General features: G+C 62.8%; 15 protein-coding genes. 10 read left to right on the top strand and 5 right to left on the bottom strand.

Annotated elements, in window-relative coordinates:
• The first annotated feature begins 126 nt into the window (after window positions 1-126).
• The 4 genes from ACIPY2_RS10360 to ACIPY2_RS10345 are packed head-to-tail and all read left to right on the top strand — an operon-like array spanning window position 127 to window position 3,799.
• Window positions 127-549 carry a RidA family protein gene (locus tag ACIPY2_RS10360; RefSeq protein WP_400266299.1) on the top strand — a complete coding sequence of 141 codons (423 nt, stop codon included), beginning with the start codon at window positions 127-129 and terminating at the stop codon, window positions 547-549.
• On the top strand, window positions 546-1,217 hold the full coding sequence (locus tag ACIPY2_RS10355) for a DUF1028 domain-containing protein (RefSeq protein WP_400266298.1): 672 nt from the start codon (window positions 546-548) through the stop codon (window positions 1,215-1,217). The genes ACIPY2_RS10360 and ACIPY2_RS10355 overlap by 4 nt, the downstream gene beginning before the upstream one ends.
• Complete coding sequence (locus tag ACIPY2_RS10350) at window positions 1,207-2,349, top strand: M20 family metallopeptidase (RefSeq protein ID WP_400266297.1); 1,143 nt, start codon at window positions 1,207-1,209, stop codon at window positions 2,347-2,349. Before ACIPY2_RS10355 ends, ACIPY2_RS10350 begins: the two co-directional genes overlap by 11 nt.
• Before the next feature lie 31 nt (window positions 2,350-2,380).
• A complete protein-coding gene (locus ACIPY2_RS10345) occupies window positions 2,381-3,799 on the top strand; it encodes an aspartate ammonia-lyase (protein WP_400266296.1) in 1,419 nt (472 codons plus the stop codon).
• A gap of 78 nt (window positions 3,800-3,877) precedes the next feature.
• Here ACIPY2_RS10345 and ACIPY2_RS10340 read toward each other — a convergent pair whose 3' ends face one another.
• The gene (locus tag ACIPY2_RS10340; RefSeq protein WP_400266295.1) at window positions 3,878-5,149 is read right to left on the bottom strand and encodes a flavin-containing monooxygenase; all 1,272 of its coding nucleotides are present in this window, start codon (window positions 5,147-5,149) and stop codon (window positions 3,878-3,880) included.
• Between the two features lie 543 nt (window positions 5,150-5,692).
• Here ACIPY2_RS10340 and ACIPY2_RS10335 point away from each other — a divergent pair.
• Window positions 5,693-5,863 carry a hypothetical protein gene (locus ACIPY2_RS10335; protein WP_400266294.1) on the top strand — a complete coding sequence of 57 codons (171 nt, stop codon included), beginning with the start codon at window positions 5,693-5,695 and terminating at the stop codon, window positions 5,861-5,863.
• A gap of 208 nt (window positions 5,864-6,071) precedes the next feature.
• The gene (locus ACIPY2_RS10330) at window positions 6,072-6,695 is read left to right on the top strand and encodes a hypothetical protein (RefSeq protein WP_400266293.1); all 624 of its coding nucleotides are present in this window, start codon (window positions 6,072-6,074) and stop codon (window positions 6,693-6,695) included.
• 128 nt (window positions 6,696-6,823) lie between these two features.
• Here the strand turns inward: ACIPY2_RS10330 and ilvD are convergent, their stop codons facing one another.
• Window positions 6,824-8,686, bottom strand: coding sequence for a dihydroxy-acid dehydratase (gene ilvD / locus ACIPY2_RS10325; RefSeq protein ID WP_400266292.1), 1,863 nt, complete (start codon window positions 8,684-8,686; stop codon window positions 6,824-6,826).
• An 86-nt stretch (window positions 8,687-8,772) separates the two neighbouring features.
• Between ilvD and ACIPY2_RS10320 the strand changes: the two genes are divergently transcribed.
• Both ACIPY2_RS10320 and ACIPY2_RS10315 read left to right on the top strand, forming a co-directional pair.
• Window positions 8,773-9,609, top strand: a complete 837-nt coding sequence (locus ACIPY2_RS10320; protein WP_400266291.1) for a helix-turn-helix transcriptional regulator — start codon at window positions 8,773-8,775, stop codon at window positions 9,607-9,609.
• 109 nt (window positions 9,610-9,718) lie between these two features.
• Complete coding sequence (locus ACIPY2_RS10315; RefSeq protein ID WP_400266290.1) at window positions 9,719-10,258, top strand: hypothetical protein; 540 nt, start codon at window positions 9,719-9,721, stop codon at window positions 10,256-10,258.
• On the opposite strand, the gene ACIPY2_RS10310 is transcribed toward ACIPY2_RS10315, so the two are convergent.
• The 3 genes from ACIPY2_RS10310 to ACIPY2_RS10300 all read right to left on the bottom strand — a co-directional run bounded on the left by ACIPY2_RS10310 (window position 10,255) and on the right by ACIPY2_RS10300 (window position 12,049).
• The gene (locus ACIPY2_RS10310; RefSeq protein WP_400266289.1) at window positions 10,255-10,995 is read right to left on the bottom strand and encodes a GAF and ANTAR domain-containing protein; all 741 of its coding nucleotides are present in this window, start codon (window positions 10,993-10,995) and stop codon (window positions 10,255-10,257) included. The genes ACIPY2_RS10315 and ACIPY2_RS10310 overlap by 4 nt on opposite strands.
• 68 nt (window positions 10,996-11,063) lie before the next feature.
• Entirely contained in the window at window positions 11,064-11,465 is a 402-nt protein-coding gene (locus ACIPY2_RS10305) for a hypothetical protein (protein WP_400266288.1), read from the bottom strand.
• Window positions 11,466-11,524: 59 nt separating this feature from the next.
• Window positions 11,525-12,049 carry a MarR family winged helix-turn-helix transcriptional regulator gene (locus tag ACIPY2_RS10300; protein ID WP_400266287.1) on the bottom strand — a complete coding sequence of 175 codons (525 nt, stop codon included), beginning with the start codon at window positions 12,047-12,049 and terminating at the stop codon, window positions 11,525-11,527.
• Window positions 12,050-12,287: 238 nt separating this feature from the next.
• Here ACIPY2_RS10300 and ACIPY2_RS10295 point away from each other — a divergent pair, with 238 nt between their 5' ends.
• Both ACIPY2_RS10295 and ACIPY2_RS10290 read left to right on the top strand, forming a co-directional pair.
• Window positions 12,288-13,637, top strand: a complete 1,350-nt coding sequence (locus ACIPY2_RS10295) for an MFS transporter (protein ID WP_400266286.1) — start codon at window positions 12,288-12,290, stop codon at window positions 13,635-13,637.
• A gap of 10 nt (window positions 13,638-13,647) precedes the next feature.
• Window positions 13,648-14,154 (top strand): methyltransferase family protein, encoded by a 507-nt coding sequence (locus tag ACIPY2_RS10290; RefSeq protein WP_400266285.1) that lies wholly within the window; start codon window positions 13,648-13,650, stop codon window positions 14,152-14,154.
• Window positions 14,155-14,196: the final 42 nt, after the last annotated feature.

The following is a 14,196-nucleotide window of genomic DNA, read 5'->3' as shown; positions in this document are numbered from 1 at the left end:
GTTCGAGGATATATTAATCATCGAAAAAAGCGATGAATTCATTCGGAAAGAACTGTTGGACAGATGCAGAGTGTCGACTGGAAGCTGAGGGATACCAACTAAGCACCAAGCGAAAGGCAAGGCCCAGTGAAACACCAGCGCATCCGCACCTTCAACACCAAAGAAACGTACCCCGAGCAGAACCTGGACAATGACCTCTGCCAGGCCGTGGTGGCGAACGGCGTGGTGTACCTCCGGGGCCAGATCGGCCAGGACTTGGACACGCGCGAATCCGTGGGCATCGGGGACGTCGAGGCCCAGACCGAAAAAGCCATGGCCAACATCGACATGCTGCTCAAGGAAGCAGGCAGCAGCCTCGAGGACATCGTCAAGGTGACCGTCTACATCATTGATCCCCGCTACCGCGAGACCGTCTACCGGACCATGGGACGCTGGCTCAAGGGAGTGTTTCCGGTATCCACGGGCATCGTGGTGCAGGCGCTGGCCCGGCCCGAGTGGCTCGTCGAAATTGATGCTACAGCCGTTCTCTCAACGGGAGGCCAGCAGTGACGTTCAGCATCGCCGCCACCGACGGGAACGGCAGGTTCGGCATAGCGGTCTCCTCGTCCTCCCCTGCCGTCGCCGCCCGTTGCGCACACCTACGCGATGGCGTGGGCGCCGTCAGCTCACAAAACATTACGGATCCACGGTTGGGTACCGCCCTGCTGGACCGGCTGCAAGCCGGCTATTCCGCGCAGGAGGCGCTCACCGCCGTCGTCCATGAATCGCCGGCAGTGGACTACCGGCAACTGGTGGTTCTCGACGCCCGCGGAGGGGCTGCCGTCTTCAGCGGGACGCACACGCTGGGTGTCTTCGGCGAAGGGCGCGGCGCTTCCAGCGTGTCAGCCGGCAACATGCTGGGCGACCCGGCCGTGGCACAGGCGCTGTGCGATGCGTTCGAAGCGTCGGACGCTGAATTGGAGGTCCGGCTCTTGGCCGCCTTGCGGGCTGCCCTCGCAGCAGGAGGCGAGGCCGGGCCGGTGCGGTCGGCCGGGATCTCGGTGGTGTCCGGCCACGGCTGGCGGGACACAGACCTCCGCGTCGACTGGAATGACGACCCCATTGCTGAACTTGGCCGCCTGTTGGAGGTCTGGCTGCCGCAGCGGCAGGACTATGTGGTCCGTGGGCTCGATCCCGCATCCTCGGTGGGTTACGGGGTGGCCGGCGATGACCGTTGAAACAATGACCATGCAGCACGCACAGGTCCTGGATTCCGTGGCTTCCCAGCAAGCCGCCTTGGTGGAACTCTCGGAAACTCTCCACGCCAACCCCGAGCTTGGCTGGCAGGAACACCGCGCGGCCGAATGGACCGCCACCTACCTGGCGGGCCGTGGCTTCGACGTGGAACACGGGTACCTGGGATTTCCGACGGCGGTCCGCGCAGTTTTCGGTTCCGGCTCGCGTCGCGTGGGGCTCATGGCCGAATACGACGCTCTTCCAGGGCTGGGCCACGCTTGCGGCCACAACATCATCACAGCCATTTCCTGTGGTGCGGCCGTTGCGCTGTCCCGGTTCGCTGAAGAGCGCAACCTCACCGTGGAGGTCTACGGCACGCCCGCGGAAGAAGGCGGAGGCGGGAAGATCGAACTGTTGAAGAGGGGTGCGTTCGTGGGCCTGGACCTGGCCATGATGGCGCACCCCAGCCCCGTTGACTCCGCCGAGGCCCGGCCCTTTGCCGTGGCCCACAACCATGTCGAATACCGGGGAAAGTCCGCCCACGCGGCGGCGTACCCGGACCAGGGCGTCAACGCGAACGATGCTTTCATCGTTGCCCAGGTGGCCTTGGGGCTCCTGCGCCAGCAACTGCCCGCCGGCACGCGCGTGCACGGGGTCCAAACCAAGGGCGGCGAAGCTCCCAATGCCATTCCCGAAAAGACCGAAGGACGCTGGTACGTCCGGGCTGAATCACTGGCGCAGTTGGAGGTACTCGAAGAGCGGGTCAACCGATGCTTTGAGGCTGGCGCACTGGCCGCCGGATGCGAACTGGAAATCACCCCGGAATCGGAACCATACTCGGAGTTCCGGACGGATGCGCGGGCGTTGGGGCTATACAAGGCGCATGCGGAGTCCTTGGGGCGGACCTTCGACGCGCCTCCCGAACAGGCAACCATGAACCGGGCGTCGACTGATATGGGCAACGTTTCCCAGGTTGTCCCCGCCATCCACCCCTACATCGGGCTCGGATGCTTCCCCGCGGCCAACCATCAACCGGAGTTCGCCGCGCACTGCATCGGCGATGCCGCCAACCAAGCCATCCACGACGGCGCCGCAGCCCTGGCGCTCACGGCACTGGACTACCTGGCGGAGTAGCCCGGAGTCCCCTACCTTCAGGAACAGGACAATGACAGAGCAACTTTCAACTCCGGCGTCCACGATGCGCCGGGAACATGACAGCCTCGGGGACCGCGAAGTCCCCGAGGCTGTCTATTGGGGCATCAGCACGCTCAGGGCGGTGGAGAACTTCCCGGTCAGCGGCAGGCCGATCGGGAAGTCGCGCTCACTGGTGTGGGCGCTGGGCGCGGTGAAATATGCAGCTGCCCAGGCCAATGAACGTCTGGGCCTCCTGGCGCCGGAGAAGTCCGCGGCCATCCAGGCCGCCGCCCGCGAAGTGATGGATGGGCTTTTGGATCATCAGTTTGTTGTCGATGCCATCCAGGGCGGTGCCGGTACCAGCACCAACATGAATGCCAACGAGGTCATAGCCAACCGCGCCTTGGAGTTGCTGGGACGGGATAGAGGCGACTATGCCGCCCTGCACCCCATCGATGACGTCAACCGCAGCCAGTCCACCAACGATGTTTATCCAACCGCCATCAAGATCGCCCTGCAGGTGGACCTGGCCACGCTGTGCGCCGAGCACGCCAGGCTCATCGACGCATTCGACGCCAAGGCCGCAGCGTTCTCCGGCATCATCAAGGTGGGCCGCACACAACTGCAGGATGCCGTGCCCATGTCCCTCGGCCAGGAGTTCGGAGCATTTGCCGAGACCCTGCGCGAGGACGGATTCCGTTTGCGCGAACTCCTGTCGCACCTGGCGGAGTCCAACCTCGGCGCCACGGCGATCGGCACGGGCATCACCGCACCTTCGGGCTATCGGGAAACCGTCATCAGGGAGCTTTCGGAGATCACGGGGCTGCCCCTCACCAGCGCCGCCAACCTCGTCGAAGCCACCAGCGACACCGGGGTCTTCATGCTCGTCTCAGGCGTGCTGAAGAGGGCTGCCGTGAAACTCTCCAAGATCTGCAACGATCTCCGCTTGCTGTCTTCCGGTCCGCAGACGGGATTCGGCGAGATCTTCCTGCCCGCAGTCCAAGCTGGCTCGTCCATCATGCCGGGCAAGGTCAACCCCGTTATTCCGGAAATGGTCAACCAGGTGGCTTTCCGGGTGGTCGGGGCGGACGCCACCGTCACCATGGCGGTGGAAGCCGGACAGCTCCAACTGAACGCCTTCGAACCCGTCATGGTGGACTCCCTTCTGGAGTCCATTGGCTGGCTCACCGCCGCATGCAGGCAACTCCGCACCCACTGCGTAGATGGAATCACGGCCAACACGGCCGTGCTGCAGCAACGCATGCTTGAGTCCATCAGCGTCGTCACCGGCTTGGCGCCGGTGCTGGGTTACGCCGCGGCGGCCGAGCTGGCCAAGGAAGCCCTGGCCACCGGCCGGGGCATTGCCGAACTGGTGCTCGAACGGGGACTGCTGGACCAGCAGCAGGCAGAGTCAGCCCTCTCGGCGGCATCGCTTGCCGGCCTCGGCTGAAAGCCTGCGCCACAGCAAGAGAAGGACCAACAAAAGAGGGACCATGCCCGGGGGGCATGGTCCCTTCTTGTTTGGTGTCTAGACTCCCACCGGCTGAGCCGCCGCCTCATGGTGCTGCAGGTAACCCTGCTGGATGGCGATCTGGTCCGCCACGTACTTGGCGTCATGCCACACGCCCCAGATGAAGCTGGAGCCACGGCGGGATTGCCACGGCAGGCCGAGGAAGTAGATGCCCGGCTCCGGGGACACACCGCGCTGCTGCCGCGGCCGTCCGCGCTCGTCGAAGGCGTCGACATCCAGCCAGCTGTAGTCCTGGACGAACCCTGTGGCCCAAACTATCGACGTCACACCGGCAGCGGCCAGGTCCAATTCCCGGATCGGGTTGCTGAGGCATTCGGGATCCGCGCGCAGACTGCGGGCTTCGGGTTCCTCCGGCAAGTCCAGGCCGTTGCGCTCCACGTAAGCGTCGGCGTCGGCCAGCAGTTTCAAGTAGTTCGCATCCCCGTTCGCGATGTTGGCTTGCAGGTCGCCCGCGAAACGCATGGTCCCGGCGTCGAACGCTTCGGTGCGCCCCACCAGGGTGATACCCGCTTCGGCGAGTTCCCGGAAGTCGACCGTCCGACCGCCGTCGGCCCCGCTGACGGCGATGGTGACGTGCTCGGCACCCTCTGGAGGGGTAGATGCATCCCAGAGCCCCAGGACGCCCAGCCACCAGCAGAAGTCGCGGCCGCGGTAGCTCCGCGGAGGCCGGTCGTGCGGCCCGACGGAAAGGAAGACTTGGCGGCCGGAACGCTGGATTTCGGCCGCGATCTGCACGCCGGAGGACCCTGCGCCCACCACCAACACGGCCCCTTCGGGCAGCTGGCCGGGATTGCGATACAGGCTTGAGTGCAACTGCTGCAACCCTGCCGTTACAGGTACGACGGCGGGAATCACCGGACGCTGGAATGGGCCGGTAGCGGCTACGACGTAGCGGGCGTTGTATTCGCCATCGCTGGTGACCACGTGGAAACCGGGGGCGCCACAGTTGCGGCGCACGGACGTCACTTCCACGCCGGTGCGGATCGGGGCGCCGAAACTCTGCGCGTAGGCAAGGAAGTAGTCCGCCACCTGCTCCTTCGAGGCAAAGGCGCCTGGATCGATGCCGCTGAATTCCAGCCCCGGAAATCGGTCGTGCCAGGCCGGCCCGTTGGCAACCAAGGAGTCCCACCGCATGGAGCGCCAGCGCTCGGCGATGCGGTCCCGTTCCAGCACGATGTGCTGGATTCCTTGGTTGGTCAGGTGCTCGCTCATCGCGACGCCGGCTTGGCCCGCGCCCACGACGAGGACCTCAACCTCTTGGCTTGTCATGCGATCTCCTCCGCTTCAGATGGGCTGTTTGATCCATTTTCGGATGGGCAAACTGCATCTGCATAGCTCATAAAACAGGGTAACGGCATCTGAAATATCGATGATTGGTCGAGGGAATGCTGGCGACGACGGGCAGACTAGCGCGCCCTTGAGTGCCATGCAGTCGCGGCAACCACTCGGGCGAGCGGAGGCAGCTTATGGGCCGAGAGCCCCCAAGTAATTGTTATAAAGATTCGCGTCACGAAATCAGAAAAACTGTTTTCAATGAACAGAATACTTACTTTGCGATTCTTAATTAAATCTCTAAGATCTAATTGACGGACAAGAATGCTGTGCTATTCTGATAGGACATTATCTGTTGCATTGAACTCGGGGGATCATGTGAAGAATAAAGTTCGCGTTGCAGTTATCTCACTTGCCATGTGTGGGACTGCCGCCTTTGGCGTTGTTGGCGCAAGTGCTTCTGACAACAGTCAAGCGAATCAGGCAAACAATGACCGTGAGGTCCAGGGTGACCATCCTGAATGCTACGACAGCAGCAGGATGAATAATCCAGACGACTACTGCTACCGAAATATTGGCCCCTGGAACAGCACAACAGCCTCAGTCTCTGAAGTCCGGGCCCACGTTTCACTGCAGTCCATGATCGAGCAGGACATGCCTGCTTCCGTCATCCAGAAGTACTACCCGGAGTATTCACCAGCAGATAAGTAGTCCACGAAGGACGAATGCGGGATCGATTCATTCTCCACGCTCGTCGGCGTCCTGAAATTATCTACGACCTTGCCCGCCTATATGCCGGCGAACAAGTCGAATCCGCCTTGATTCACCCCACTCAATTCGCTCTGCCATTTTTCCACCCACTAACTGCTGCTGAGAGCTGCACATTGACGTGCCAACTTCACGAGAAAGAGATGCATAGGTGACTAATCTAAGAAACCGAATCGCAGGAATAATTGCTATCACGGCAGTATCCTTAGGGCTCGGCATGGCTGGCGCCTCGGCTGCCCCCACTCCGGCAGCTGACCCACCGGCCGGCAGTGCGGTTGCGGAGGACTCGATGATCGGCCCCGCAAACAGTACGCCGGCCACGGTCGAAGAAGTCCGCAGTCATGTCAGCCTAGAGGATATGGCCCAGCAGGGATTCTCGCTGAAGAACATTCAGAAGTATTACCCCAAAGCGAGCCAGTTAGACATTGTCCAAGCCAACAAAAATGCGAACGCAATCAAGATAAAGAAGAAGGACAAACTCAATCCACTCATTCAGCCTATGATCTCAGTTGCGAACTGCTACATGAGCACTGAGTTCTACGGTGTAGTCCGCGTCGACGGATCCCAGACGTGCTTCGCGTATGCGGGGACTTACAATGGGCTTTACCTTACGATGGCGAAATGGCTCTGTCCCGGAAACAACATGGGACGGGCCCTGTATTCCGACATATACAACAACTTTTACTGGAGCCCCTGGCGCGGTCCGGTGAATCCATTGACGTACTGCTACGGCTTTACTGCGAACGTCACCGTACAGTCCGTACAGATCGCCTAGTTCGTCAACTGATCTTCCTCACCCGCACCGCCTAACCATCCATCGATGCCACAAACGGCGGGCCGCCCCGGTTCCTTTCGAAACCCGGGCGGCCCGCCGTCGTCGTACCTTGACTCAGAGCAGTACCGCTAGAGGTTCTCCACCAGCGAGACGTCGCGAACGGCGCCCTTGTCCGCGGACAGCGCCATGGCGGCGTAAGCGCGAAGGGCCGGGGAGACCTGGCGGTCGCGGTTCTTGGGCTTATAACCCCCGTTGACCAGGAGCTTTTCGCGGCGCTCGGCGAGGATCTCGTCCGAGACCTTCAATTCGAGCGACCGCTGGGTGATGTCGATGCTGATGATGTCGCCGTTCTCCACCAGGGCGATCTCGCCACCCGAGGCAGCCTCCGGGGAGATGTGGCCGATCGACAACCCGGAGGTGCCGCCGGAGAAGCGGCCGTCCGTGATGAGGGCGCATTTCTTGCCCAAGCCGCGGCCCTTGAGGAACGACGTCGGGTACAGCATTTCCTGCATGCCGGGACCACCACGGGGGCCTTCGTAGCGGATGACCACCACGTCGCCTTCCTTGACGGTCTTGTTCAGGATCATTTCCACGGCCTCGTCCTGCGACTCGCATACGATGGCGGGGCCTTCGAACTTCCAGATGGACTCGTCCACGCCGGCGGTCTTCACTACGGCACCGTCCACTGCGATGTTGCCGCGCAGCACGGCCAAGCCGCCGTCCTTGGAGAAGGCGTGCTCGACGGAGCGGATGCAGCCACCCTCGGCATCGGTATCCAGGGAGGTCCACTCGTTCGACTGCGAGAAGGCAGTGGAGGAACGCACGCCGCCGGGAGCAGCGTGCCACAGGGCCTGGGCTTCCTCGGTAGCCTTGCCGCCACGGATATCCCAGTCGTCCAACCAGCCGTCGAGGTCGGCCGAGTGGACGGAGTGGACGTTCTTGTGCAGGAGGCCACCGCGGTTCAGCTCACCCAGCAGCGCGGGGATGCCGCCGGCGCGGTGCACGTCCTCCATGTAGTAGGTCTTGTTCCCGGCAACGTTGGGCGCAACCTTGGCCAAGCAGGGAACCTGGCGGGACTTGGCGTCCATCTCGGCCAGGCCGTAGTCCACGCCTGCCTCCTGCGCTGCGGCCAGCAGGTGCAGGATGGTGTTGGTGGAGCCGCCCATGGAGATGTCCAACGCCATGGCATTGTCGAAGGCCTCGGCAGTGGCGATGTTGCGCGGCAACACGGACTCGTCGTCGCCGTCGTAGTAGCGCTTGACGAGGTCCACGATGGTGGCCCCGGCCTTTTCGTAGAGCGCCTTGCGGGCGGTGTGGGTGGCGAGCACCGAGCCGTTGCCCGGCAACGCCAGGCCGATGGCTTCGGCGAGGCAGTTCATCGAGTTGGCGGTGAACATGCCCGAACAGGAACCGCAGGTGGGGCAAGCGTTCTCCTCGATGAGGTTGATGTCTTCATCGGAGATCGATTCGTCCACGGCGTCGGCAATCGCATTCACCAGGTCCAAGGAGCGGACGGAGCCGTCGGTCAGGGTCACGCGGCCGGCTTCCATCGGGCCACCGGAGACGAAGACCACGGGGATATTCAGGCGCAGCGCGGCCATGAGCATGCCGGGGGTGATCTTGTCGCAGTTGGAGATGCAGACCAGGGCGTCGGCGCAGTGCGCGTTGACCATGTACTCAACGGAGTCTGCGATCAAGTCGCGCGACGGCAGGGAGTAGAGCATGCCCGAGTGGCCCATGGCGATGCCGTCATCCACGGCGATGGTGTTGAATTCTCGTGGCACGGCGCCGGCGGCAAGGATGGCGTCGGAAACGATCCGGCCCACGGGAGCCAGGTGGGTGTGGCCGGGGACGAACTCGGTGAAGGAGTTGGCGACGGCGATGATCGGCTTGCCGATGTCCGAGTTGGCGACGCCGGAAGCGCGCAGCAGTGCGCGGGCGCCGGCCATGTTGCGGCCGTGGGTGACAGTTTTTGAGCGTAGTGCAGGCATGAATACCATCCTGCTGCCTTTGCGGGGTTGGCAGAAGACGGCGCTGATACTAGTAGTAGGAGTACCAGAGTAATAGTATTTTTGGCGTGCATGATTCGGAGAGACGTAAGGAACTTGGCCTTTACCTCAGGGCGCGGCGCGACCAAGCCCTCCGCTCCGAGTACGGGCTGCCGCCTATCTCCCGGAAGCGCGAGCGGGGCTTGCGCCGGGAAGAAGTAGCTTTCCTGTCCGGGGTGAGCGTCACTTGGTACACGTGGCTCGAGCAAGGGCGGGACATCAGCCCGTCCCGCCAGGTACTGGAAGCTATTGCCCGGGCGCTGCACCTCTCCGATACCGGTTTGGCTTACGTGCTCTCCCTGGGCGGCTACGCATCCGCGGTGATATCGACGCCGGTTGCCGGCAGCGCTCCCCCGCACGTCCAGCGCTTGCTCGATGCCCTGGACCCAAACCCGTCCTATGCCCTGTCGCCGGATTGGGGTGTGGCCGGATGGAACAAGGCCTACGCCGCCCTGTACCCGAACATCGCCAACGTTTCCGCTGAGGACCGGAACCTGCTGTGGCTCGTCTTCACTGATCCGTACGTCCGCAACCTTCTCCCCGACTGGGACGTGACCAGCCGCCGGTTCCTTGCCGAGTTCCGCGCAGAAACAGGCCAACGGCTCGGCGACCCCGACGTGAAGTTCCAGGTGGAGCGTTTGAAGGAAGCCAGCCCGGAGTTCCAGGAAAGTTGGGACCAGTACGACATCCTCGGCTTTGAATCCCGCGAGCGGCTCTTCCACCATCCCGCCGTCGGAGTCCTCCACCTGGAGCACCACCAGGTCTCACCTTCGGACCGACCGGACCTGCACCTGGTGGTGTACACGCCCGCTCCGGACAGCGGGGCCGAAGAGCAAATCGCCCGGTTGATGACCTCCCTCGCCTGACAGCGCCGCTTCCAGTGGGACTGGCCAGCAACAAGTAAGCATGCTTAGTATACTGGGGTGCGGCCTCCCGCACCTGGATACTTTTCCTACTCACTCAAGGACGGTCATCATGGCAGGAAATCTCTTGGCCCGCTCGATTCATGATCTGACGGCAGCGGCCTGGTTCGGCGGCTCGCTGATGGGCGCGGTTGGCCTCAACGGAGCCGCGGCCGAAGCATCCGATCCTACGGAACGTACGCGGCTTTCGAGCAAGGGCTGGATGAAATGGGCCCCCATCCAGACCGCCGCATTCTCGGCACACCTTGCCTCGGACCTGGCGATCGCGTGGAATAACAAGGGCCGCATCGCAAAGCAGGACAGCGTGGCAAAGGACACCGTGTACAAGACCGTGGTGACACTCGCCGGCGCAGCCGTGACCCTCTACGCCGGGATCCTCGGCAAGAAGGTTGAGAAGCTGGCAGGCGAAGGGTCCGAGGGAGCCACCGAACCGCGACCGGACGCGTCAGAGGAGCTCAAAGCGGCCCAAAAGCAGCTGAAAGCACTGCAGTGGGCCATCCCGGCCTTCGCCGGGTGGGTCATTGTGCTAGGGGCCAAGCATGGTGAAATGCAGCGGCCCAAGAACGTGCTTGCCGGGCTCGCCAAGCACTAATCGTCAAAGTGGGTCGTGGCCTCTGCGGTGTTGCCCGCGAAGCTCTGGATCATTTCCCGGGCAACATCGTGGAGCTTCTGGTTCCGGTTCTGCGAGGCCTCCAACAGGAAAGCAAATGCATCCTTTTGCGAGCAGCGGTTCTGGGCCATAATCACTCCCGAGGCAAGGTCAATAACCGTCCTGCGCTCCATGGCGGCCTTCAGGTCCTGGGCAAGGAGGTCAGCGGTAGCAATCCGCAAGGCCAGCCTGAGTGCTTGGCTGGCCATATCAGCGAAGACCACAGCCTCCTCCACGGCCTCGGGACTGAAGTTATCCGTGACGTCCGAAAAAAAGTTGAGCCCCGCCGAGGCATCCTTCCCCAGGAACAGCGGAACACCCAAGACACTCCAGGCACCGGCAGTTGCCAGATTGCCGCTGTACTCAGGCCATCGGGTATCTGTGCTTACGTCGGCCAACACCATCGGGACACCCGTGCGCACAGCTTCCATGCAGGGTCCGTCGTCGAGGGACTGCTCTATCCCGTCCAGCAGGATGGCGTCGTCGCTGCTGCCGGCGATGGTAGCCGCACGCTTCCGCCGCAGCAGCGTCACCGCACACTCAACGCGGGCGCCGGTTGCACGCGTCAACACCTTGGCCGCATAGCGGACGGTGCCGTCGAGGAAGCCCTTTAGGTCCGCTGCTCCAGCGATGAGCTGGTGGAGGCGCCGAAAGTCCTCATTCTGGTCGTCGGTTTCCACAGCAAGATTGTAGAAGTAAGAAGCCGATACCGCCATTCACAAGGCAGGTATTGCCGGTGGCACGTATTTCAACCCATCAAATCGCGCAGTGCAGCCTCATCGAGCCCCGAAGCCAGCTGTAGTTCCGCCTTCGGCAGCCCCGCAACGGCGGCGCTGCGGATGGCCAGTGCCAGGGCATCGCGGGCGGCGTCCATCTCCCATTCCAGCGATTCAACGCGGGCCGCGGCGGACCAAATACTCCCCGCAAAATCGCTGATGTCGGCGTCTACCCGGAATCCGCAGGCGCAGGACCACATAGGCCACGCAGGCTCGCTCCCGGCTCCTGCACCAGAAGGGGTCATGGCCAGGCCGCAATGCGTCGGCCCCTGCACCGGAGCGGATGGATGCGGCTCCGTCGCCGCATACTCCCGTACGTTACTTTCGGCCACCGACTGCTCATCCGCGCCCGGTCCCTGCAAAACTGCTGTCATTGCAACCACCCAATCTAGCTAAGCCAAGAAGTAACTTGATAAACTAGTTATATGGGTTTTTAGCTAGTCTGTCCATTCCCCATTTGAACGGCTGGCAAATCCAAGGAGTTGACTGCGCTGGCAAGCCTCAGAAGAAGGGAAGAGGCAGCGGCGGCTTCCTCGGTGCTCATGGATTCCGCTTGGTCACTGAACAGGTGATTCAAGGCAGCAAGGGCCGGGTAGGGCTCAAGGGCAAGCGACGTGGGGCGAAGGATCAAGGCCCGGCGGTCCGTCGGGTGCTGCTCGCGACGCACATGGCCGGATCCCACCAACCGGTCCACCAGCATGGTGGTCGCAGCCGAAGAGATGCCCAGGCGCTCTTTGAGGTCTTTGGGGCTGACGGCGCGGTGCGTTAGCTCACCCTCGAGCAGCAGCTGCAAAGCAAGGAAATCACTCTCGCCAATCCCACTGCGGGACCGACTGCGCCGACGCCAATCCGCCAACGCGCGCTGGAACTCCGAAAGGGCACTGATCACATCAGCGCCGGAGACGTTTTGCGCCCCCAGGTCGAACCACTCACCGGAACCGATATTCCGCGAACCCATAGCTTTCCCCTAGCCAGCCTTGTAAATCGCTTTTCAAGGTTAATCAGGTTAAGAACCTTACCAGCGACCCGTGGCGTCGAGGGTTTCCCGCCCCTCATGGCTGCGGCGCGCATAACCTTTGACGTAACCCAGCTCACGGAATATCATTTATGAATCGATTCAAGATGTAACCCTCCTCACGTTGATGTGCGGGGATAGGTCTTGTTCCTTGCCAATGACGGACATAGGAGACTCACGAATGAGCGTCATGCACCGGAAGGACATCCAGTCCGCCCCGAGCGACACCCTCAACCACAAAGATCCCAGGAAAGCCGCCATGAGCGGATGGATCGGCAGCGCCCTGGAGTATTACGACTTCGCTCTCTACTCCCTCGCTGCCACGCTGCTCTTCCCTACGATCTTCTTCCCCACCGAAAACCCCACGGTGGGCATCATCGCCTCCTTGGCTACCTACGCCGTGGGATACGTATCCCGGCCGCTCGGGGCTGTGGTCCTCGGCGCTTACGGCGACAAGCACGGGCGCAAGAAGGTACTGGTGTTCGCGATGCTGCTCATGGGCTTCGCCACCTTCGCCGTCGGGCTGCTTCCCACGTACGGGCAAGTCGGCCTGCTGGCACCCCTTCTCCTGGTGATCCTGCGCCTCATCCAAGGCTTCGCCGTGGCCGGTGAGCTGGGCGGGGCGAGCGCCATGATCGTGGAGCACTCCCCCGATTCCCGGCGTGGCTTCTTTGCCAGCTTCAGCCTACAAGGCACCCAGGTGGGTTCCATTTTGGCCACGGCCGTGCTGATCCCGCTCGCGGCACTCCTCCCGGACGATCAATTCCATTCATGGGGGTGGCGCATACCGTTCCTGCTGAGCGCAGTGGTGATCATTGCCGGCTACATCATCCGCAGGCGCGTCCAGGAGCCGCCCGCCTACCTGGCGCAGTCACACGATGCTCCGGCCAAGCGCCGCTTCCCCTTCGTAGAGCTGCTCCGTACCCATCCCTGGGTCCTGGTCCGTTGTGTCGCTATGACCTTCACCAACGTGATCGGCATGGCCACCCTGATCTTCGGCGTCTCCTTCGCAACCCAGAAGGGCTACGGCATCGGTTTTTCGAGCAGTGAATTCCTCTGGGTCACCATGGCCGCGAACATCGCCGCAGTGGTCACCATCCCCGTCTTCGGCGCCCTCTCGGACCGTATCGGCCGCCGCACCCTCATGGTGGCCGGTGGACTTGCCGGCGGTCTCCTCACCATGGGCTACCTGTGGGCCATCCAGCTTGGCAGCCTCCCGCTCGTGTTCGTCTGCGTCGTGATTGTGCAGGGCATCTTCTTCCAGATGTGGAACGGCACCTTTGCCACGTTCTTCCAGGAGCAGTTCCCCATGCGCATCCGCGTAACGGGCTTCGCGGTCTCGCAAAACATCGGCCTCATGATCGCCTCGTTCTTCCCCAGCCTGTTCACCGCGATCGCTCCCCCGGGTTCGGCCAACATCCCGATGGTCATCGGCCTTACCACCCTCGGCATCTGCGCCGTATCCGCCGTCGCCACCCTCCTGTCCCGGGACACCAAGGGCAAGTCGCTCGACGAGCTCGAAGCGCACTAAGGCCGGCCCGATGCCGCGGCGAGCTTCCGCAGCCCGCGCCTGGATTGGAACCGTCTTCTTCCTGTTCCTCGCACCGGGGATCGTGGCCGGCCTGGTGCCGTGGCTCATCACGGGATGGCGGCACGCTGATTGGGGCGAGGCCCGCTGGGTTGAACCTGCTGCCTGGCTGGTGATCGGAGCCGGGGCGGCGTTCCTCCTGTACGCGTTTGCGTTGTTCGCCATGCATCGCGGGACGCCCGCGCCGGTGGCGCCCACCGAGACGCTCGTGGTCACCGGCGTCTACCGGTTTGTGCGCAATCCTATGTACCTGGCCGTACTCGCCATCATTTTGGGACAGGCCCTGCTGTTCGCCAATGCGTGGGCGGCGTTCTACGCGGCGTTGGTCTTCATCGCCGTCTTCACATTCGTGAAGGGCTACGAAGAACCAACACTTACCGATACCTACGGCGAGCAGTATCTCGAATACCGGCGCAACGTTCCGGGCTGGTTTCCGCGGCTGACGCCGTGGCGCGGCTAGCCAGGAAAAGCACGACGGCGCGTGGTTGCCGCCCGGCGCTTG

The organism is Paenarthrobacter sp. NPDC089675, assembly GCF_044749185.1.
In the GTDB taxonomy this organism is placed as follows: domain Bacteria; phylum Actinomycetota; class Actinomycetes; order Actinomycetales; family Micrococcaceae; genus Arthrobacter.
Note: the sequence above shows the minus strand (reverse complement) of the source record. Positions and strands in the feature narration are given on the sequence as shown.